This window comes from Streptomyces sp. NPDC018964 (genome assembly GCF_044390325.1).
In the GTDB taxonomy this organism is placed as follows: Bacteria; Actinomycetota; Actinomycetes; order Streptomycetales; family Streptomycetaceae; genus Streptomyces.
On sequence record NZ_JBIRYZ010000009.1, the window covers coordinates 201,850 to 219,666 of the forward strand.

A 17,817-nucleotide genomic window follows, 5' to 3' on the forward strand; every position below is an offset into this window, starting at 1 on the left:
CGACGAGGGGGAGGCGGCATGACGCGGAGCGATCACGAAGGGCGGCTGGGGGAGGAGTTCCTCACCCCGGGCAGCTCGTCCTTCACCGAGTTCCTGGCGGCCCACCGCCCCGAACTGCTCGGCACCCGCACCCTGCCCGAGGGGGTCCGCGCCACGGAGGTCCCGCACGGCACCACGATCCTCGCCCTCACCTACGCCGACGGCGTACTGATCGCCGGTGACCGCAGGGCCACCATGGGCAACCTGATCGCCCAGCGCGACCTGGAGAAGGTACTGCCCGCCGACGACCACACCGCCGTCGCGATCGCCGGCTCGGTGGGGACCGCCCTCGACATGGTGCGGCTCTACCAGGTCGAACTCGCCCACTTCGAGAAGATCGAGGGCGTCCCGATGACCCTCGGCGCCAAGGCGACCCGGCTCGCCGCCATGCTCCGCCAGAACCTCGCCCAGGCCACGCGGGGCCTCGCCGTCGTCCCGCTGCTCGCCGGCTACGACACCACCGCGCCCGCAGGAGGGCGGGGCCGGATCTTCTCCTACGACGTCGCCGGCGGCCGCTACGAGAAGTACGGCTTCCACGCGGAGGGCTCCGGATCCCCGTACGCCAGGGGCGCCCTCAAAAAGCTCCACCGGCCCGGCATGTCCCGCGAGGAGGCCGCCCTGGCCGCCCTGGAGGCCCTCTACGACGCCGCCGAGGACGACTCGGCGACCGGCGGCCCCGATCTCTCCCGCCGCCTCTTCCCGGTCGTGTCCGTCATCACCGAGGACGGCTACGAACGGCTCGGCGAGACCGAGGTCCGACGGCTGAGCCTCGACATGGTCGACCGGCGTCGCTCCCGCCCGGACGGCCCGAACGCGCCCCTGTGATCCCTTGCGGGGCCCCTCCCCGTCATCACACGCACCGAGGTTAGAGATCGCGTCACGGGAAACGCGGATCTGACACCGAGGCGAACGCGCCGACGCGGCACGACAGGGAGGAAACCATGGGCACCGAGCCGATGGGGGACGACGCCTACCAGCCCACCGGGAGCAACGAGGAACAGGAGGACGCCGCACCGCTCGACATGCAGGACGCCCTCGACGAGCGGACCTACGACGACACCCTCGACGAGGGCTACTCCCCGCCGGAGAAACCGCTCGGCGTGACCAAGTACGGCACCACGGCCGCGGAGCAGCACGACGGGGAGAGCCTCGACCAGCGGCTGGCCCAGGAGGTGCCGGAGGCGTCCGAGCCCGTCGGGGACGCGGTGGGCGACCTCCCCGGCGGCGAGGGCGAGCCGGTCGACCCGGAGGCGGGCACCGGCCGCGCCGGACGCCTGGTCGCCCCGGACGAGGGCGCCCGCACGGACACCACGAAGGAGTCCGTCGCCGAGGACGTCGGCGTCGACGCGGGGGCGGCCGGCGCGGAGGAGGCCGCGATGCACGTCGTGGAGGACGGGACGGCGCTCCCGGAGGACCGGGACAGAACCTGACCCCGGCACGCCGCCGGCCCGGTGCGCTCGCGCACCGGGCCGGCGGCGCCGTGCTGTCCGCGCACGGGTGTGCGCGGGCTCAGGGCAGCATCTTGTCCAGGGCGGCGGGCCCCTCCTGGTCCAGCTTCCGCCTGGCCCACTCGAGGTTGTGCGGGGTGAGGTCCTTGCCCGAGGCGAGGACGATGTCCTCCGCCGACACATCGGTGCCGGTGCGGGCATGGAGCAGGCTGTCCGGGGTGGCGCGGTCCGCGGACCGCCGGGACGCTTCGGGCTGGGACGCGTCGGGCTGGGACGTCGACATCTTCTGGCTCCTCGGGTCCGGATCGCTGGAGCGGCCCCGGTGCTGTCATCGGGTCCGATGTCCACCATTCAACGCGGGAGCCCGCCGTGCATCCGGAACGCTCGCGGCACCGCGGTGAAGGGCCGCTCCTCCTGGCTGCCGGGGTACCTTCCCCGGCCCGCGGGAAACCTGCTCCGCGAGCCGCCTAGAAGGGCGAGAGCGTCAGCCGCAGGCCCGTGGGCGCCGTGTCCTGGATGTACGAGGCGAAGTCGGCCACGTCGTCGAAGGCGAAGCCGTACGCCTTGCCGTCCTCGGTGGCCGTGTGGATCGCCTTGGAGTAGTGGTTGGTGAGCTCGGTCCGGTAGAAGACCGAGGCGTCGGCCGTCGGCTGGTCGGGGTGGCTGAGCAGCGTCGAGCGGTTGAAGCCGGCGCCCAGCACGGCGGCGACCGGGCCGGTCGTGCCGTCGTTGGGGGCGGCGAGGGCGCCGTCGCAGAAGAGGACGTCCCGCGTGGAGGGCTTGCCGAAGGAGACCTGGGCGGGCCCGTCGAAGGTGAACCGCTCGCCGCGCACCCGGCCGGTGAAGGTGCCGGCGTTGGTGGTGACCTTGAGGTCCCGGCCGGTGTAGGTGCTCCACACCTCGTCGATGTACGGGGCGAAGTAGTCCTTGGCGAACAGCCCGGCGTCCAGACCGTGGCCGGGGGCGATGATCCGGGTGTCGTCCACGACGAGCCGGGAGAACGCCTCCACCCGCTTGACGGCGGCGAACGCCGCCGCGCGCCCGCCCTCGCGGACGGTGCCCGTCGTCTGGTCCTTGGCGCCGGTGAGCCGGATGCCCATCGGCACACTGAACATGTCGACCATGGTCGTGTTGCAGAACATGCCCGAGGAGTTGTACGTGAACTCGGCGCAGTCGTGCAGCACGCCGTAGTTGGGGTCGGAGGTGACCCAGCCGGCCGGGTACTGCAGCGCCGCGTTGCCGTTGCCGTCCGTGACGACCTTGAACTTGAGCTTCGCGCCGAGGGAGACGTAGATCCGGCCGGACATGTACGGCAGGGACAGTTTGGTCTCGCCGCTGCCGGCCAGGTCGATCGCGTAGTCGGTGAAGCCGTCGGGGCCGTTGTCGGAGGCGGCGACCGGGGCGACGGTGCCCTCCGGGGTGACCCGGACCTGACGGCCGTCCACGTTGCCCACGATGTAGAGGTGCACGCTCGCGTTGTCGAAGGAACCGCTGTTGTTGACGATCGTCAGCGGCAGGGCCCCCGCCGCCGTCGTACCGGCCTTCTGCCCGCCGGACTGGTCCGCGAGGGCGTACGGGGCGATCGCCGCCGCCGCGGGGATGGCCACGGCGGCTCCGCCGAGGGCGAAGAGGACCTTGCGGCGGCCGAGGTTGCGCTGGTGACGGGGGCTCATGTGGGGGATCTCCAGGGTGCTCGTGCGGGTTCCTGACCGCGCCGGCCCGCCGACGTGGGGGAGGAGACCTGGAGAGAGCGCTCTCAGGCGGTACGTCGGGAGCGGCGCGCGCCACCGATGGTAGGGACGGCCGAGGCCCCCGCCAATGGTCCGACTTGTCCATGGAATCGCTCTGACCTGCGGTTACACAGGGAACCGGCGAGGACCCCACGATCACTTAACCGGTCTTTAAGGGCCGCTTAAGCCGGCCGGGGCCGAAAGCCACGGAGCGCGTCGGGAGCGCTCCGTTGCGCAGCCGTCCGGCAGGGGGCCGCCGTCAGCGCGCCCCGCCGTCCAGCCGCGCCTCCGTCGCGGCCAGGACCTCCGTCACCCGGAGCGCGAACGCCGCGTCGCAGGGATGGGGGGTGCCGGTACCGGCCGCGGTGAGGAGGGCGTCCGCGGCCCGGGCGAGTGCCGGGACCGCGCCCTCGGAGGCCTCCGGGAGGGAGGTGACGCCCGCCGTGCCCCGGAGCTCGACCATGGCCCCGGCCGCGGCCGGGGGAGCGGTCAGGCTCAGGGTGAGGCTGCTCGACGCGCCGCCCGCGTGGTCGAGGACGAGGTGGACGGTGTCGCCGGGACCGTACGCCGCCGCCGTCACCCGCCGCGGTGCGCCGAGCACCGGGAGCAGGACGGACAGGGCGTGCGGTCCGACGTCCCACAGGGCGCCCTTCTCCCGCCGCCACGCGGAGGCGGCGAAGGGATCGCCGTCGGAGGTGAACACCGCCCCGAGCCACTGCGCGCGCCCGGTGAACCAGCCGCCCACGCGCTCCTGTTCGGCGATCCACGCCTCCGGTTCCGGCTGGAAGCGGGTGGTGAAGAAGACCACGGACGCGACCCCCGCCGCCTCGGCCGCCTCGACCACCGCGCGGCCCTGCGCGACGGTCGGCGCGAGCGGCTTGTCGAGCAGCAGGTGGCACCCGGCCCGCGCCGCGCGCACCGCCAGCTCCGCCTGCACCGCAGGCGGCAGCGCGACGGCGACGGCGTCCACGTCGGCGAGGAGCGCGTCGACGTCGCCGTACGCCCGGGTGCCGTGCAGCGCGGCCAGCTCCTCGGCGGCCTCGGGCCGGCGGCCCCACACCCCGGCGAGGTCGAGGTCCGGGTGGCCGCTCAGCGCGGGGGCGTGGGCCGCCCGCGCCCAGGGTCCGGTGCCGAGCAGTCCGATCCGCATGCCGCCGCCTCTCCCGGTGCGGCGACCGCCGCCCGGCCGGTGTCCTGTCGCGCTCCGCCGGCGCGCTCCGGTCAGTACGGTGATCCCCGCCGGAACGCCCTGTCAACGGCCGCTCACCGGGAGGCCGTCCGGGTTCAGTCCCCGGGCTGGTTGATGTTGACCATCCAGGGGACGCCGAAGCGGTCCGTGCACATCCCGAACACGTCCCCCCACATCTGCTTCTCCAGGGGTACGGCCACCGAGCCGCCGTCGGACAGCTTCTCCCAGTAGCCGCGCAGCGCGGTCTCGTCCTCTCCGCTGACGCTCACGGCGAAGTTGTTCCCGGGGACGTGTTCCATGCCCGGCGGTATGTCGGCGCCCATGAGGACGAAGCCGGCCGTGCTCGCCAGCATGCCGTGCATGATCTTGTCGGCGTTGTCGGATCCGGGCCGGCCGAAGTCGCCGTACGTGTTGAGCCGCAGCTCGCCGCCGAAGACCTCCTTGTAGAACTCCAGCGCCTGCCGCGCGTTCCCGTCGAAGCTGAGGTACGGGTTGAGGAGCGAGGCCATGATCACCTCCCGGAACGTCCGCACAGGGGCAGCCGCCCGCAGCGTAACGCCGGAGGCCGGCGTCCGCGCGGCGGCGGTGCCACGGGCGGGGCCCTGATTCAGTGCCCCGTCCGCTGAATGCGTTCGCTTTCTTCTATTGGATTTCGGGCCGTGCGGGGACCAGGCTGGTACGCGCTTTCCGAGACCGTGAGACGACAGCCGGAAGAGGTCACATGCACACCCGCCGTATCGGTGATGTCGAGGTCGGCGCCATCGGCCTGGGCGCCATGCCCATGTCGATCGAGGGGCGCCCGGACGAGGCCCGCTCCCTGGCCACCCTGCACGCCGCGCTGGACGCCGGTGTCACCCTGATCGACACCGCGGACTCCTACCACCTGCGCGCCGGCGAGGCCGGCCACAACGAGACCCTGATCGCCAAGGCCCTCGCCTCCCACGACCGGGGCGGTGACGTCCTGGTCGCCACCAAGGGCGGTCATCTGCGCCCCGGCGACGGCAGCTGGACCCAGGACGGCAGCCCCGGACACCTGAAGCGGGCGTGCGAGGCGTCCCTGCGCCGGCTCGGCGTGGAGGCCATCGGGCTCTACCAGTTCCACCGGCCCGACCCCCGCGTCCCCTACGCCGAGTCCGTCGGCGCGCTGCGCGAGCTGCTGGACGAGGGGAAGATCCGCATGGCCGGCATCTCCAACACCGACCCGGAGCAGATCCGGCAGGCCCGCGAGATCCTCGGCGGCCGGCTGGTCTCCGTACAGAACAAGTTCTCCCCGGAGTTCCGCTCCAGCGAGCCGGAGCTGCGCCTGTGCGACGAGCTCGGCATCGCGTTCCTCCCCTACAGCCCCTTCGGCGGCATCGCCCGGGCCGGTGAACTCGCCTCTGCCCACGCCCCGTTCGCACGGGTCGCCCGGGCGCGCGGGGTGAGCGCGTACCAGGTGTGCCTGGCGTGGATGCTCGCCAGGTCGCCGGTCGTCGTCCCCATTCCGGGGGCGAGCCGGCCCGAGTCGGTCCGTGACTCGGCGGGCGCCGCCGACCTCGTCCTGACGGCCGAGGAGATCGCGGAGCTGGACGCCGTCTGAGTCCGCACCCGCCCGTCCCAGGCGCCGGACGCCGCGGGCGGGCATCCGCGTGCCCTGGTGTACTCCTGGCACGCGGGTGTAGAAAGCGCTTGCTGAAGAAAGTCACAGGGGAGGACCACCACCCATGGCGTCGTCGCTGGAAAGACCGCTCGACCACCGCTACCGCGGCGAGCATCCGGTCCGCACCCTCGCCTATCTGTTCCGCGCCGACCGCGGCCGGCTCGCCGCCGCCGTCGGCGTCTTCACGGTCAAGCACAGCCCGGTCTGGCTGCTGCCGCTGATCACCGCGTCCATCATCGACACCGTCGTGCAGCACCAGCCGATATCCCGGCTGTGGACCAGCACCGGCGTCATCATGTTCATCCTGCTGGTCAACTACCCGCTGCACGTGCTGTACGTCCGCCTGCTGTACGGCAGCGTCCGCCGCATGGGCACCGCCCTGCGCTCCGCGCTGTGCACCCGCATGCAGCAGCTCTCCATCGGCTACCACTCCCGCGTCAGCGCCGGCGTGCTCCAGGCCAAGGTCGTCCGGGACGTGGAGACCGTCGAGCAGATGGTGCAGCAGACCGCGGAGAACGGGCTCGGCGCGCTCACCGTCCTCACCGGCGGACTCGTCATCATCGCGATCCGCACCCCCGAGTTCCTCTCCGTCTTCCTGATCGTCGTGCCCGCCGCCGCCCTGCTCGTCGCCCGGCTGCGGGCCAGACTGCGCACGCACAACGAGCACTTCCGCCACGAGGTGGAGACGCTGTCCTCCCGGGTCACGGAGATGACCCGGCTCATCCCCGTCACCCGCGCCCACGGCCTGGAGGGCAAGGCGCTGCGCCGGATGAACGGCACCCTGAACCGGCTGCTCACCTCCGGGAACCGGCTGGACCTGGTCAACGGCCGGTTCGGCTCGCTGGCCTGGGTCGTCCTCAACGTCGTCGGCGTGCTGGTACTGGCCGGCGCGGCCCTCATCTCGTACTACGACGTCTGGGGCGTCACCGCCGGCGACGTCGTGATGCTCAGCGCCTTCCTGACCACGCTCACCAACTCCACGACCACGCTGGCGGGTCTGGCCCCGGTCATCACCAAGGGGCTGGAGTCCGTCCGCTCGGTCGGCGAGGTCCTCCAGGCCCCCGAACTGGAGGACAACGAGGGCAAGGCGGAGGTCGACGGGCTGCGCGGCGCGATCACCTTCGAGGGCGTCGGTCACGCCTACGAGAGCGACGGGCGCCCCGCCGTGCGCGACTTCACCCTCGACGTCGCCCCGGGCGAGACCATCGCGCTCGTCGGCGCCTCCGGGGCGGGCAAGTCCACGGTGCTCAACCTGGTCATCGGTTTCATCCGTCCGACCTCCGGCCGGCTGCTGCTCGACGGCACCGACATGAACGGCCTCGACCTGCGCACCTACCGGCGCTTCCTGTCCGTGGTGCCCCAGGAGTCGATCCTGTTCGACGGCACCGTCCGGGAGAACGTCGCCTACGGCATGGACGACGCCGACGAGGAGACGGTCCGGGCAGCGCTGCGCGACGCCAACGCGCTGGAGTTCGTCGACCGGCTGCCCCAGGGCCTCGACACCCTCGTCGGGGAGCGCGGCGCCCGGCTCTCCGGCGGGCAGCGCCAGCGGCTCGCCATCGCCCGCGCGCTGATCCGGGACCCCAAGGTGCTGGTCCTGGACGAGGCGACCTCGGCCCTCGACACCCGCTCGGAGGCGCTGGTGCAGGAGGCCCTCGCCCGGCTGCTGCGCGGACGCACCACCTTCGTCGTGGCGCACCGCCTCTCCACCGTGCGCGGCGCCGACCGGATCGTGGTGATGGCGGACGGCCGGATCCAGGAGATCGGCACCCACGAGGAACTGCTGCGCAGGGGAGGGGCGTACACGGCGCTGCACAGCGGTCAGGTGGCGTGACCACTGGTCGGGATACGACGGTTTTCGGTCAATCGCGGTCAGTCGAGCATGTGGGGTGAGTGCTTCCGTCTGGTGTGGGCATACGCAGCGAAAACCAGAAAGGGGTGCTTCGTGCTCGTACCGGACCCGAAGGCCGTCAGACGGCTGCTGACGCGGTATGCGACGCTGCGGATAGCTCAGGCGGAACGGCATTCGCCGGCGGCGGCGCGTGAACTGGAGGACATCAGCCACACGCTCTGCGCGATGATGGGGACGTCCGGCGTCCAGGACGCCATCGCCCTGGCGGACGCCCTCCTCGACCGGGCGCGGCCCGCGGCCGGCCGGACCCGGGAGGCGGGCGGGGAGCGCGGTCTGCCTCTGGCCGTCTGAGCCGGCGGGCCGCTCACCCGGTCACCCGCCGCCGGCGATGGCGGCGCGCCGTCCGTTGAACGTGGAGCGGTAGGCGTACGGGGTGGTGCCCACCACCTTGCGGAACCGCTCGCGGAACGCCGTGGGGGAACCGAACCCGGCCTGCCGGGCGATCCGTTCGACCGTCTGGTCGCTGTTCTCGAGCAGGTACTGGGCCCGCCGCACCCGCGCCCGCAGCAGCCACTGCAACGGAGTGGTGCCCGTCTGCTCGCGGAACCGGCGGCTGAAGGTGCGTTCGCTCATGCCGGCGCGCGCCGCCATCGCCTTGAGGGTGACCTCGTGCGCCAGGTTGTCCTCGACCCATTCCAGCAGCGGTTCCAGATCCGACCCGCGAGGCACGGGCGGGTGCTCGTGCACGATGAACTGGGCCTGGCCGCCCTCCCGTTCCAGCGGCATCACCGACATCCGGGCGGCGTTCGCGGCCACGGCCGAGCCCAGGTCCCGGCGGATCATGTGCAGGCACATGTCCAGCGCGGCGGCGGCGCCGGCCGAGGTGAGGATCTGCCCGTTGTCGACGTAGAGCACGTCCGGCTGCACGTCGACGTCCGGGAAGGCCCGGGCGAGCCGTCCGGCGGCCACCCAGTGCGTGGTGGCGCGCAGACCGTCCAGCAGCCCGGCCTCCGCCAGCACGAACGCGCCCACGCACACCGAGGCGATCCGGGTGCCCGCCGCGGCCGCCTCGCGCAGCGCCGCGAGCACGGCGGGCGAGGGCGGGGGCGCGCCCTCGGCGCGGCCCGGGACGATGACGGTGTCGGCGTCCGCCAGCGCCCGGAGCCCGCGCTCGACGCGCAGGGTGAAACCGCCGTCCGCGAGCACCTCCGGCCGCTCGGCGCACAGCCGGACCCGGTAGGGACGGCGACCGTCGGGCAGCCGCGTCCAGTCGAAGACCTGCAGGGGCGCCGCCATGTCGAACGGCACCACCCCATCGAGAACCAGAACCACCACGGAGTGCATGACCGCCACGATAGGCGGATTCCCGCCACCCGCCGGAACCGGGGCGTCGAGGCGGTGACGCGCATGTGCCGTGGTGGAAGGTGTTGGCGGGAATCCGTTGGAACCTGTCGTTCCAGCCCCTGGGTGATCACCCGCCGGGCTCCTAACGTGAGCCCGGCACCGCCGATCACACATGGAAAGAGTCCCGGTGACCAAGCTCCTGCTGTCCCTCCACGTCCTGGCCGCCATCGTCGCCGTCGGTCCCGTCACCGTCGCGGCCAGCATGTTTCCGCCGGCCGCGCGCCGCGCCGTCCCGGCGGGGTCCGACGGACCCGTCGCGGCGGACGTGACCACCGTCACGCTGCTGCACCGCATCTGCCGGGTCTACGCCCGCCTGGGGATCGCGGTGCCCGTCCTCGGCCTCGCCACCGGCCTGGCGATGGGCGTCCTGGACGACGGCTGGCTCGTCACCTCGATCGGCCTCACCGCGGCCGCCGCCGGAGTCCTGCTCGCCTTCGTCCTGCCCCGACAGGACGACATCGTCGAACACTTGAGCGATAATCGGCCCGTCGACCGACGGAGCACGGTGCAACTCGCCATGTTCACCGGGGTGTTCAACCTGCTGTGGGCGACCGTCACCGTCCTGATGATCGTCCGCCCCGGCTCGACGACGGGCGCCTGACCATCAGGGCCGTCCTATATGCCCTACCTGTGCCTTACTTTAGAAATGTCCGTTCCGTATTCCGTTGTGCCGGGGAATTCCCCCGTCGGGGTGGTCGGCCGCCTAGACTCTGCACTCGCGTCCCGCATCGGGGCCGACGAGCAGAAAGGCACGTTGACGGGTGTTCCAGGATTCCCCCATCTACGACCGACTCATCGCGGAGTGCGGCGACGTGCCCGCACAGGTACGCCGCGAGGCCGAACGCGTGAGCAGGGAGCTGGAGCTGGTCATGCGGCCCCTGCGGTCCCCCGGTCACGCCCCCGGCCTCGATCGGCCGCACGCCCCGGGCAACGGATGGCAGCGCACCGCCCTGCTGCCGGGGCCGCGGTCGCACTGAGCCCCGCGCGGTGACGGTCCCCTCACCGCACCGTGCTGCCCGCCTCGTCGAACTCGACGGGTTCGTCGGGGGCGGGACGGGACAGCCACTCGGCGATGGTCCGGGCGATCGGCTGCCCCGTCTCCACCTCCACGAACCCGAACTGCCCCGACTGGTTGCACTCCAGGAACCACCAGGTCCCGTCGGCGTCCTCGGCGAAGTCGAAAGCGCCGTACGCCAGTTCGGACCGGCGCAGATACGCGCGTACGGCGTCGGCGGTGCGCGCCGGGACCTCGACCGGCTCCCAGGGTGACCCGGGAGCGGCGAAACGCACGTCCACCTCCTGCGGATCCGCGTCCGGCCGCGTGGCCTTGCGGGCCGCCAGCAACCGCCCGCCCACCGCGGTGAGCCGGATGTCGGCGCGCTTGGCGATCCGCCGCTGCAGCAGCGTCGGCCCGAACGCGACCGCGGAGAAGTCCGTGTCCGGCGCCACCCTGCTGGTCGGCACCGCCCGCGGCGGGTCCTGCGGATGCGCCCCCGACACCGGCTTGACCACCAGGTCCGGGAAGCGCTCCGCGAACTCCCGCGCGGCGCGCGGGAACGTGGTGATCAGCGTGGCCGGCACGGGCAGGCCGCAGCGCTGGGCCAGCCGCAGCTGCCACGGCTTGTGGCGGGCCCGCCGGGCCGCGTCCGGATGGTTCATCCAGCGTGCGTCGCAGCCGCGCAGCATGCCGTAGAGCGCCTGCGAGGCCTCCTCGGTCAGCCACGCGGACGGCTGCGGCGCGCGCCCGGCCGGCGTGCCGGGCCGGCGCACCCACACGGACCGCAGCCCGCCGACGCTCACCAGCCTCCCGCCGGCGGACAGATGACCGCGGAAGCGGCCGTGGACGTACTCGCCGGACAGCGAGACGCCGTCCGTGAGGTCGGCGGGATCGAGGCGCACCACCGGCACACCGGAGCCGTTCAGATGGACGACCACCATGTCGGCGGTCACATCCTCCTCACAGGTGAGGATCAGCACGGTCATGGTTCACGGTCCGCGTTCAGTCGTCGAAGTGGGTCTTGGAACCCGCGGTGGACGTCGTCGTCCCCGCCTCGCGCAGCAGCGCGTGGTCACAGGCCGCGATCCTCCCGTCGCCGAGTACGTTCAACTGCATTCCGGGGTCGTACGCGTACGGAGTGGCAACGGCCAACTCCACCGCCGGACGTGCGTAGTTGAGCGCGAACGGTTGCATCGTCTCTCCCTCGTCGGTGCCGCGTCGAGCAGGCGACGGCCCACGGTGCGCCGCCACTTGGTCCGCCGACTTCTCATGGCTTCCAGAGACTTATACGAATCGAACGGATGGTTGGTTTCCTTACGGAGCGTAATCATCGGCGGGTTGCCGGGCGTCCCGCCGGAGGGGCGCTCCGGGAGCCCGCGCGCCGGAGTAACCACGCATGATGCGCAGAGTGATCAGGAGCACGCCGATGTCGTCCAAATAGAACGGATCGGGCAGCAGATCGACCGGCAGCACCAGGTAGAGGACCGCGCCCCAGAACACCCGGCGGGGCCCCGTGGGCAGACCCGCGTGACGCAACTCACGCCGCGTACGCACCAGTCGGGCCAGAACGGCGACGGCGCCGGCCAGCGCCGCGGCCGCGAGGACCGCGACGACGAGGGCCACGGTGGTCGTCTCCAACGGGCCGTCCTCCTCCCGTGACATGCCGCGGCCTAGCCGCGACACGGCCTGCACTGAGCGGATTCCCGCTCGCGGTGCCGGTATGACGGCCGGGACCGGCCATGCGCGCACGCGTCCTATGCCCCGCGAAATCCGCGCGAAACGCCGGCTCGTCGCAGGTCGTCCCGATGGCTCGACCGAGTGCCGGGGGCGCCGGAAACGGTCAGGGGCCTCCTTCCCGCGGAACCGATCACGACCACTTTCCCTCCGGCACCTTCCTCGCGCGCACGCCGTGACCGAGGCGCCGCACGCCACCGGGGCGTCCTGCCGACCACGTGCCGGACCGGCACACGAGACTCGGGGCCGGTGAACGGCACGGCGAGAAGACCCACGCCCGGACGGCGGTACGGCCACTGGTTCCTCACGCCCCCAACGGACCTGCGCGGCCCGCATTCTGACGCTCGTTCACCCAGGACTCGCCGAGGGAGCGATGAGCCATGCGCCAGACCGTCACGTTCCGGTCCGCCGCGATGCCCGCCGTCACCGTCACCGTCGCCGCGCCGGGAGCCGCCCGCGCGGGAGCCGCCGTATGTGCTCCCTAGAGACCGGACGCGGTCGGTCCGTGTTCCGGGTCCTCGGGGGCGGGGCGGCGGGTTCGGCTGCCGGTCTTGAGGCGTTCCAGGGTGCGCGTCAGGTGCTGGAGGGGGGAGGACGCGGGGGTCCGGGGCGCGGGCGGCTGCCCGGTGCCCCGGGGCCCGGCCGACTCCTGGTACGCGGCCAGCGCCTCGTGGGCGCGTTCCGCGGCCTCACGGTAGAGGTCCCGGGACTTCGTCATCGCCTCCAGCGCCTCGGCGTACATCGCCACCAGCGCCCGCTCCCGGACGAGTTCCTCCTCCGTCGTCAGCAGGCGCCACTCCTCCCGCAGCGCCGTCAGCGCGTCCTCCGCCTCCTCCGGCAGCACGCGCGGCAGCGCGTCGTACCGGGTCACGGCCTCCACCAGGTCGACCGGTTCCGTGCCGTCCAGGAACACCGCGCGCACGGCGAAGGCGTCGGCGTCGTAGCCCTCGGGCGCCAAAGCGCCGGGCAGCACCACCGCGCCCCCGCGCGGAACCTCCACACCGAACTCCCGCAGCGCCCAGTTCGCCACCCGCGACTGCTGGGGCACGGCCCGGTGCTCCACCACCCGGTCCCGCAGCCCCGGCGGCAGCCAGCGCGCGAGCGGCACCCGGCCGCGCTCGTCCGTGGTCATCGCCTCGTGGACGACCACATGGACGTGCCACGGGTCGCGCGCGCAGGCGCGCAGCAGCCGTCGTACGTCCTTGTCGTCCTCGGGCAGCGGATTGATCACGCCCGGCCGCACGCCCGTCACCGGGTCGGCGTTCCACTTCGGGTCCGGCTCCGACGGCCAGAACATGGCGGCCGGGGACGGCCAGGAGGGGTCCCAGGGCTGCTCGGCCTCGGCGACCAGGATCCAGTCCCGGCCCGCGTCCGTGTCGGGCGCGAGGCGCAGCCGGGCGCGCACGGTGACCCCGCCCGCGACGCGCGTCCGGGCTTCGAACACCAGGTCGGGGGCGGTGTCCGGTGCGGGGAGTTCCAGGAAGTCGTCGATGTCCTGGCCGGCCTTGAGCCAGTGCAGGGTGTGCCGGATCGCCGTGTCGGGCGTGGGACCGGCGTGGCGGCCGCGGGCCAGCCAGACGGTGGGAGGGACGGTGGGGCGGGCTGAGGAGGAGGTCGGCATGGGTCCAGTCGTGAGCGGGGGCACGTGCTCCTGCCAGTATCGTCGTGGCCGGACGGAGGGGTGAGCCGGGGTTCCGCCGGTCGGCGTGTCGCGCGCGGGGTGTGCGCGGCGCGCACGTGGTGACAGCGGTTCACCCGTGGTCCCGGAGGCGGGGCCGGTACCAGCATGGGTCCCGCGGGCGGGGCCGGCCCGCCATCCGCACCGGGGCCGGCCCCGCCCGCACCCTGCCCCGGCGGTGGTCCGGCGGCAAAAGCCCGGACCCTACCAGCGGCGCACCACCTCTGTCGCATATTCCACCGGAAAAAGCCAAAGCCCTCACCACGGTCGAGCACACACCGTAGCGTCGACGTCACGTTCGCGGTACAGCCGTGCGAGAAGGGGGATCCGGCGTGCCCGGAATCGACGAGAGCCTGCTGGAAGCCATGCGACTGCCGGGGGCGCGCGGTGCCCTGGTGGTCGACTGGATCAGCGGGCTCGCCCTGGGGGCGGTGGGCGAGGCACCCGGCGAGGACGCGGAGGCCACGGCCGCGGAGACCGCCGAACTCGCCCGCCTGGCCATGGAGAGCGGCACCCTCGCGCCCGCCGGCGGCGGGGTCGGGGCGGGCGGGGGACCACCCGTCGACGACCTGATCCTGACCACCGCCGACGCGTACCACCTCCTGCGCTTCGTCGTCACGGCCTTCGACAGCACGGTGTTCCTGTACCTCTGGCTCGACCGCGCCGAGGGCAACCTCGCCCTGGCCCGGATCCGGCTGGCCGACATGGCGGACCGGCTGGTGCTCGGATGACCACGGCGTGCACCGGCACCACCGCGCCGGAACTGCTCGGCACCCTCGCGGCCGACCGCGCCACCGGCGCGCTCTCCACGGAGTCCGGGATCTTCTACCTCTCGGCCGGACGCGTCGTCCACGTGGAGTCCGCCCACAGCCCCGACCTCGGCGACCTGCTCACCCGCAGCGGCGCCGTCGCCCCGGCCGGCTGGTGGGACGCCGTCGAACGGGCGGGGGCGGTGCACCGCGTCGGCCGCCAGCTGGTGGACAGCGGGCGTCTCACCGCCGGGGCGCTGGAACTGTGCCACCTGGGCGCCCTGTTCGACGCGGCGTACTTCGCGCTCGCCCACGACGGCGCCACGCTCCGCTTCCGCCCCGGAGCCGCGCACTGGCTCGGCGAGGTCCACCCCGTTCCGGTGACGACCGTGCTCGACGAGTCACGACGCCGCCGCGACCTGCTGCACCGCATCTGGCCCGACCCGGCCGTCGACACCGCCCCGCTCACCCGCGTGCCCGACGCCCCGCCCGCCGGACTGCCGCCGCGCCGCGCCCGCGTCCTCGCACAGGTCGACGGCGCCCGCACCGCCGCACAGATCGCCGCGGACCTCGCCCACCGTGCCTTCCACACCCTCGTCGAACTGCGCCGCCTGGCCGCCGGCGGACTGGTCACCCCCGCGCCACCCCCGCCCGCCACGGTCGTCCACGCCGTCCCCGACGAGGGCGGCGCGGCGTGGGACGAGCCCGACACAGCGCTGCTGAGACGGCTCCTGGACGCCCTGGAGGCACTGTGATCCGCGCGCGCCGACAGCGTGCCGAAAGGAGACTGCTCATGGCCGTCGAGACCGACGTGCTGGACGAACTGCGTCGGCTCCGCACCCGCATACCCAAGCTGACGGGCTCCCTCGCGGCCACCGTCGACGGACTCGTCCTCGCCCACGACGCCCCCGACACCGAACCGGAAGGGCTGGCCGCGCTCACCGCCGCCGCGCTCGGCGTCGCGTACCGCATGGCGGACGCCGCCGCCCGCGGCGAGTTCCGTGAGCTCCTGGTGCGCGGCAGCCAGGGCTACATCGCCACCTACGCGGCCGGCACCACCGCCGTCCTCACCCTCCTCGCCGACGACCGGGTCAACGTGGGCCGGCTGCACCTGGAGGGACGGCGCGGCGGCGCCCGGATCGCGGAACTGGTGGACACCCGCATCGGCCCGGGGGGAGGGCGGCACGCCGACCGGCTCGCGCTCCGGGACACCCCCGCGCCGTCCCAGAACCCGGACCGGCCCATCGGCACCCTCCCGGTGCGGACCCCGCAGCGGCCCGCACACCGGCCCCGGCCCCAGCCCGGCGGCTGACTCCCGGCTTTCCCCTCCGGCCGGACGCCCCGTACGACCCGGCGCCCCGGCCCGAACCACCCGTCACGACCGAAAGGACACGTCCCATGGCCAACACCGAGACCTCGCTCAAGGAATGCCTCAGCTCCATCGACGGCGCGACGGCCGCCGCGCTCGTCGACTACACCAGCGGCATGGCCCTCGGCACGCTGGGCGGCAGCAAGGACTTCAACCTGGAGGTCGCCGCCGCCGGCAACACCGATGTCGTACGGTCCAAGCTGCGCACCATGGAGCACCTGGGCCTGAACGAGGAGATCGAGGACATCCTGATCACCCTGAGCAACCAGTACCACCTGATCCGCCTGCTCAAGGGGCGGGGCGGGAACGGCCTCTTCCTGTACCTGGTGCTCGACGCGGGCCGGGCCAACCTGGCGATGGCACGGCACCAGCTGCGGCGCATCGAGACCGAGCTCGAGGTCTGACCCGGCCCGCGGGCCCTTCGCGCCGCGGCGGCGCGAAGGGCCCGGACGGTCAGGCCGCCCCGGGCAGCCACAGATCGGGGCCGAAGACCTCGTAGCGGATGGAGCGGGCGGGCACCCCGGCGTCGAGCAGCCCGCCGCGCACGGCACGCATGAACGGCAGCGGGCCGCACAGGTACACCGTCGCGTCCGCCGGCACGCCGACCCCCGAGAGGTCCATCAGACCACTGCGGGCGCCGGGCTCCTCGGGGCCGGGACGCTCGTACCAGAAGACCGCCTCCGCGTCGGGCAGCGAGTCCACCGCCTCGCGGGTCTCGGCGCGCAGGGCGTGCTCGCCGGGCGAGCCGTCGGCGTGCAGGACGAGCACCCGCCGGGTGGAGCCGGTGGCGGCCAGCCGGGCGAGCATGCCCAGCATCGGGGTGCAGCCGATGCCGGCCGAGACCAGGACCAGCGGGGTGCCGGCCTCGTCGAGCGCCACGTCCCCGGCGGGCACGGACAGCGTCAGCTCGTCCCCGGTGCCGATCCGCTCGTGCAGCAGGCGGGAGACCTCGCCGTCCGGCGCGCCGTCCGCTCCCGCGACCCGCTTGACGGTGATGCGGCGCAGATCGTCCCCGGGGTCCGAGGACAGGCTGTACTGGCGCGGCTGGTGCACCCCGTCGGGCATGAGCACCTTCACGCTGACGTACTGGCCCGCCCGGGCCGGCGGGGCGGGCTCGCCGTCGGCGGGGCGCAGCAGGAACGACACCACGTCGTCCGTCTCCTCGTGGCGCTCCACCACCGTCCACGGACGCCAGACGTCGCCCGCCTCGACACCGGCCTCGTGGTACAGGCGCGCCTCCCGCGCGATGAGGGCGCCGGCCATCAGCCAGTACACCTCGTCCCAGGCGGCGGCGACCTCGGGCGTCACCGCGTCGCCCAGCACCTCGGCGATCGCGCCGAACAGGTACTTGTGCACGATCGTGTACTGGTCGTCGGTGATCCCGACCGCCACGTGCTTGTGGGCGATCCGGGACAGCAGGGCGTCCGGGCGGGTGTCCGGGTCCTCGAGCAGCGCCCGGGCGAAACCGGCTATGGACCCGGCGAGCGCCCGGCGCTGGGCGCCACTGGCCTGGTTGCCCCGGTTGAACAGGCCGTCCAGCAGCTCGGGTCGGTCGCGGAACATCGAGCCGTAGAAGCGCGTGGTGATCTCGTCGAGCGCCCCGGCCACGGCGGGCAGGGTGGCCCGCAGCACTGCGGCGGACTCTTCGGACAGCATGAGGTCTCCCAAAGGCGGGACGGGGGAAGCGGGTTGGACCGCGGATCCGGACCGGCGGCAGCACCTGTATAGCAATCCCCCCTGCCCGTTTCCGGGGGTAACGGGGCCGTCGGGGGCGATGCGGGACCGTCGTCCCCCCGGAAGGGGACCTCCGGCCCCGGAGGGCGGCCGCGGGACAGGGCCGGCCGGCCCGCCCGGCACGGTGGGCGGCGGCCCGCCCGCGGTCCCCGCCGCTCCGGCCGCCCGGCCCATGCCGTACCGTCGCGTTTACTGGACCGTTACCGGCGTGCCGGCCGGGTGGCCGCCGGGCGACGGCGTCGGACGAAGGGACGG

At 73.4% G+C, this 17,817-nt stretch carries 21 protein-coding genes; 11 read left to right on the forward strand and 10 right to left on the reverse strand.

Annotated elements, in window-relative coordinates; translation table 11 throughout:
- Nucleotides 1-18: 18 nt before the first annotated feature.
- Both prcB and ACH5AO_RS17915 read left to right on the forward strand, forming a co-directional pair.
- Entirely contained in the window at nucleotides 19-864 is an 846-nt protein-coding gene (gene prcB, locus ACH5AO_RS17910; protein WP_398925618.1) for a proteasome subunit beta, read from the forward strand.
- Nucleotides 865-980: 116 nt separating this feature from the next.
- The gene (locus tag ACH5AO_RS17915) at nucleotides 981-1,469 is read left to right on the forward strand and encodes a DUF5709 domain-containing protein (protein ID WP_398925620.1); all 489 of its coding nucleotides are present in this window, start codon (nucleotides 981-983) and stop codon (nucleotides 1,467-1,469) included.
- Nucleotides 1,470-1,548: 79 nt separating this feature from the next.
- On the opposite strand, the gene ACH5AO_RS17920 is transcribed toward ACH5AO_RS17915, so the two are convergent.
- The 4 genes from ACH5AO_RS17920 to ACH5AO_RS17935 form a co-directional block, all read right to left on the reverse strand.
- Nucleotides 1,549-1,770, reverse strand: a complete 222-nt coding sequence (locus tag ACH5AO_RS17920; protein ID WP_398925622.1) for a hypothetical protein — start codon at nucleotides 1,768-1,770, stop codon at nucleotides 1,549-1,551.
- 184 nt (nucleotides 1,771-1,954) lie between these two features.
- Entirely contained in the window at nucleotides 1,955-3,160 is a 1,206-nt protein-coding gene (locus ACH5AO_RS17925) for a glycoside hydrolase family 64 protein (RefSeq protein WP_398925624.1), read from the reverse strand.
- Nucleotides 3,161-3,476: 316 nt separating this feature from the next.
- Nucleotides 3,477-4,367, reverse strand: a complete 891-nt coding sequence (locus tag ACH5AO_RS17930) for a Gfo/Idh/MocA family protein (RefSeq protein WP_398925626.1) — start codon at nucleotides 4,365-4,367, stop codon at nucleotides 3,477-3,479.
- Between the two features lie 134 nt (nucleotides 4,368-4,501).
- The gene (locus tag ACH5AO_RS17935) at nucleotides 4,502-4,915 is read right to left on the reverse strand and encodes a VOC family protein (RefSeq protein ID WP_398925628.1); all 414 of its coding nucleotides are present in this window, start codon (nucleotides 4,913-4,915) and stop codon (nucleotides 4,502-4,504) included.
- A 212-nt stretch (nucleotides 4,916-5,127) separates the two neighbouring features.
- Here ACH5AO_RS17935 and ACH5AO_RS17940 point away from each other — a divergent pair, with 212 nt between their 5' ends.
- The 3 genes from ACH5AO_RS17940 (at nucleotide 5,128) to ACH5AO_RS17950 (ending at nucleotide 8,248) form a co-directional block, all read left to right on the forward strand.
- Nucleotides 5,128-5,985 (forward strand): aldo/keto reductase, encoded by an 858-nt coding sequence (locus tag ACH5AO_RS17940; protein ID WP_398925630.1) that lies wholly within the window; start codon nucleotides 5,128-5,130, stop codon nucleotides 5,983-5,985.
- Between the two features lie 124 nt (nucleotides 5,986-6,109).
- Entirely contained in the window at nucleotides 6,110-7,879 is a 1,770-nt protein-coding gene (locus tag ACH5AO_RS17945) for an ABC transporter ATP-binding protein (RefSeq protein WP_398925632.1), read from the forward strand.
- 111 nt (nucleotides 7,880-7,990) lie between these two features.
- On the forward strand, nucleotides 7,991-8,248 hold the full coding sequence (locus ACH5AO_RS17950; RefSeq protein WP_398925634.1) for a DUF5133 domain-containing protein: 258 nt from the start codon (nucleotides 7,991-7,993) through the stop codon (nucleotides 8,246-8,248).
- Nucleotides 8,249-8,269: 21 nt separating this feature from the next.
- Here ACH5AO_RS17950 and ACH5AO_RS17955 read toward each other — a convergent pair whose 3' ends face one another.
- Nucleotides 8,270-9,241, reverse strand: a complete 972-nt coding sequence (locus ACH5AO_RS17955; protein ID WP_398925636.1) for a GlxA family transcriptional regulator — start codon at nucleotides 9,239-9,241, stop codon at nucleotides 8,270-8,272.
- 187 nt (nucleotides 9,242-9,428) lie between these two features.
- Here ACH5AO_RS17955 and ACH5AO_RS17960 point away from each other — a divergent pair, with 187 nt between their 5' ends.
- Together ACH5AO_RS17960 and ACH5AO_RS17965 are read left to right on the forward strand one after the other, a co-directional pair.
- Nucleotides 9,429-9,902, forward strand: coding sequence for a hypothetical protein (locus tag ACH5AO_RS17960; RefSeq protein ID WP_398925638.1), 474 nt, complete (start codon nucleotides 9,429-9,431; stop codon nucleotides 9,900-9,902).
- 160 nt (nucleotides 9,903-10,062) lie between these two features.
- Complete coding sequence (locus tag ACH5AO_RS17965) at nucleotides 10,063-10,278, forward strand: hypothetical protein (protein ID WP_398925640.1); 216 nt, start codon at nucleotides 10,063-10,065, stop codon at nucleotides 10,276-10,278.
- Between the two features lie 22 nt (nucleotides 10,279-10,300).
- Here the strand turns inward: ACH5AO_RS17965 and tgmB are convergent, their stop codons facing one another.
- From tgmB to ACH5AO_RS17985, 4 genes are all read right to left on the reverse strand, one after another.
- Nucleotides 10,301-11,284, reverse strand: coding sequence for an ATP-grasp ribosomal peptide maturase (gene tgmB / locus ACH5AO_RS17970; RefSeq protein WP_398925642.1), 984 nt, complete (start codon nucleotides 11,282-11,284; stop codon nucleotides 10,301-10,303).
- A 16-nt stretch (nucleotides 11,285-11,300) separates the two neighbouring features.
- Complete coding sequence (gene tgmA, locus ACH5AO_RS17975; protein ID WP_398925644.1) at nucleotides 11,301-11,492, reverse strand: putative ATP-grasp-modified RiPP; 192 nt, start codon at nucleotides 11,490-11,492, stop codon at nucleotides 11,301-11,303.
- A 120-nt stretch (nucleotides 11,493-11,612) separates the two neighbouring features.
- A complete protein-coding gene (locus ACH5AO_RS17980; RefSeq protein WP_398925646.1) occupies nucleotides 11,613-11,936 on the reverse strand; it encodes a YkvA family protein in 324 nt (107 codons plus the stop codon).
- 577 nt (nucleotides 11,937-12,513) lie between these two features.
- Entirely contained in the window at nucleotides 12,514-13,653 is a 1,140-nt protein-coding gene (locus ACH5AO_RS17985) for a hypothetical protein (protein WP_398925648.1), read from the reverse strand.
- A gap of 389 nt (nucleotides 13,654-14,042) precedes the next feature.
- On the opposite strand from ACH5AO_RS17985, the gene ACH5AO_RS17990 reads away from it, so the two are divergent.
- The 4 genes from ACH5AO_RS17990 (at nucleotide 14,043) to ACH5AO_RS18005 (ending at nucleotide 16,232) form a co-directional block, all read left to right on the forward strand.
- On the forward strand, nucleotides 14,043-14,441 hold the full coding sequence (locus tag ACH5AO_RS17990) for a hypothetical protein (protein WP_398925650.1): 399 nt from the start codon (nucleotides 14,043-14,045) through the stop codon (nucleotides 14,439-14,441).
- Nucleotides 14,438-15,214, forward strand: coding sequence for a DUF4388 domain-containing protein (locus ACH5AO_RS17995; RefSeq protein WP_398925652.1), 777 nt, complete (start codon nucleotides 14,438-14,440; stop codon nucleotides 15,212-15,214). The genes ACH5AO_RS17990 and ACH5AO_RS17995 overlap by 4 nt, the downstream gene beginning before the upstream one ends.
- A 38-nt stretch (nucleotides 15,215-15,252) precedes the next feature.
- The gene (locus ACH5AO_RS18000; RefSeq protein ID WP_398925653.1) at nucleotides 15,253-15,771 is read left to right on the forward strand and encodes a roadblock/LC7 domain-containing protein; all 519 of its coding nucleotides are present in this window, start codon (nucleotides 15,253-15,255) and stop codon (nucleotides 15,769-15,771) included.
- A gap of 86 nt (nucleotides 15,772-15,857) precedes the next feature.
- Nucleotides 15,858-16,232 carry a hypothetical protein gene (locus tag ACH5AO_RS18005; protein WP_398925655.1) on the forward strand — a complete coding sequence of 125 codons (375 nt, stop codon included), beginning with the start codon at nucleotides 15,858-15,860 and terminating at the stop codon, nucleotides 16,230-16,232.
- Nucleotides 16,233-16,281: 49 nt separating this feature from the next.
- Here ACH5AO_RS18005 and ACH5AO_RS18010 read toward each other — a convergent pair whose 3' ends face one another.
- Nucleotides 16,282-17,484 carry a globin domain-containing protein gene (locus tag ACH5AO_RS18010; RefSeq protein WP_398925657.1) on the reverse strand — a complete coding sequence of 401 codons (1,203 nt, stop codon included), beginning with the start codon at nucleotides 17,482-17,484 and terminating at the stop codon, nucleotides 16,282-16,284.
- Nucleotides 17,485-17,817 lie beyond the last annotated feature (333 nt).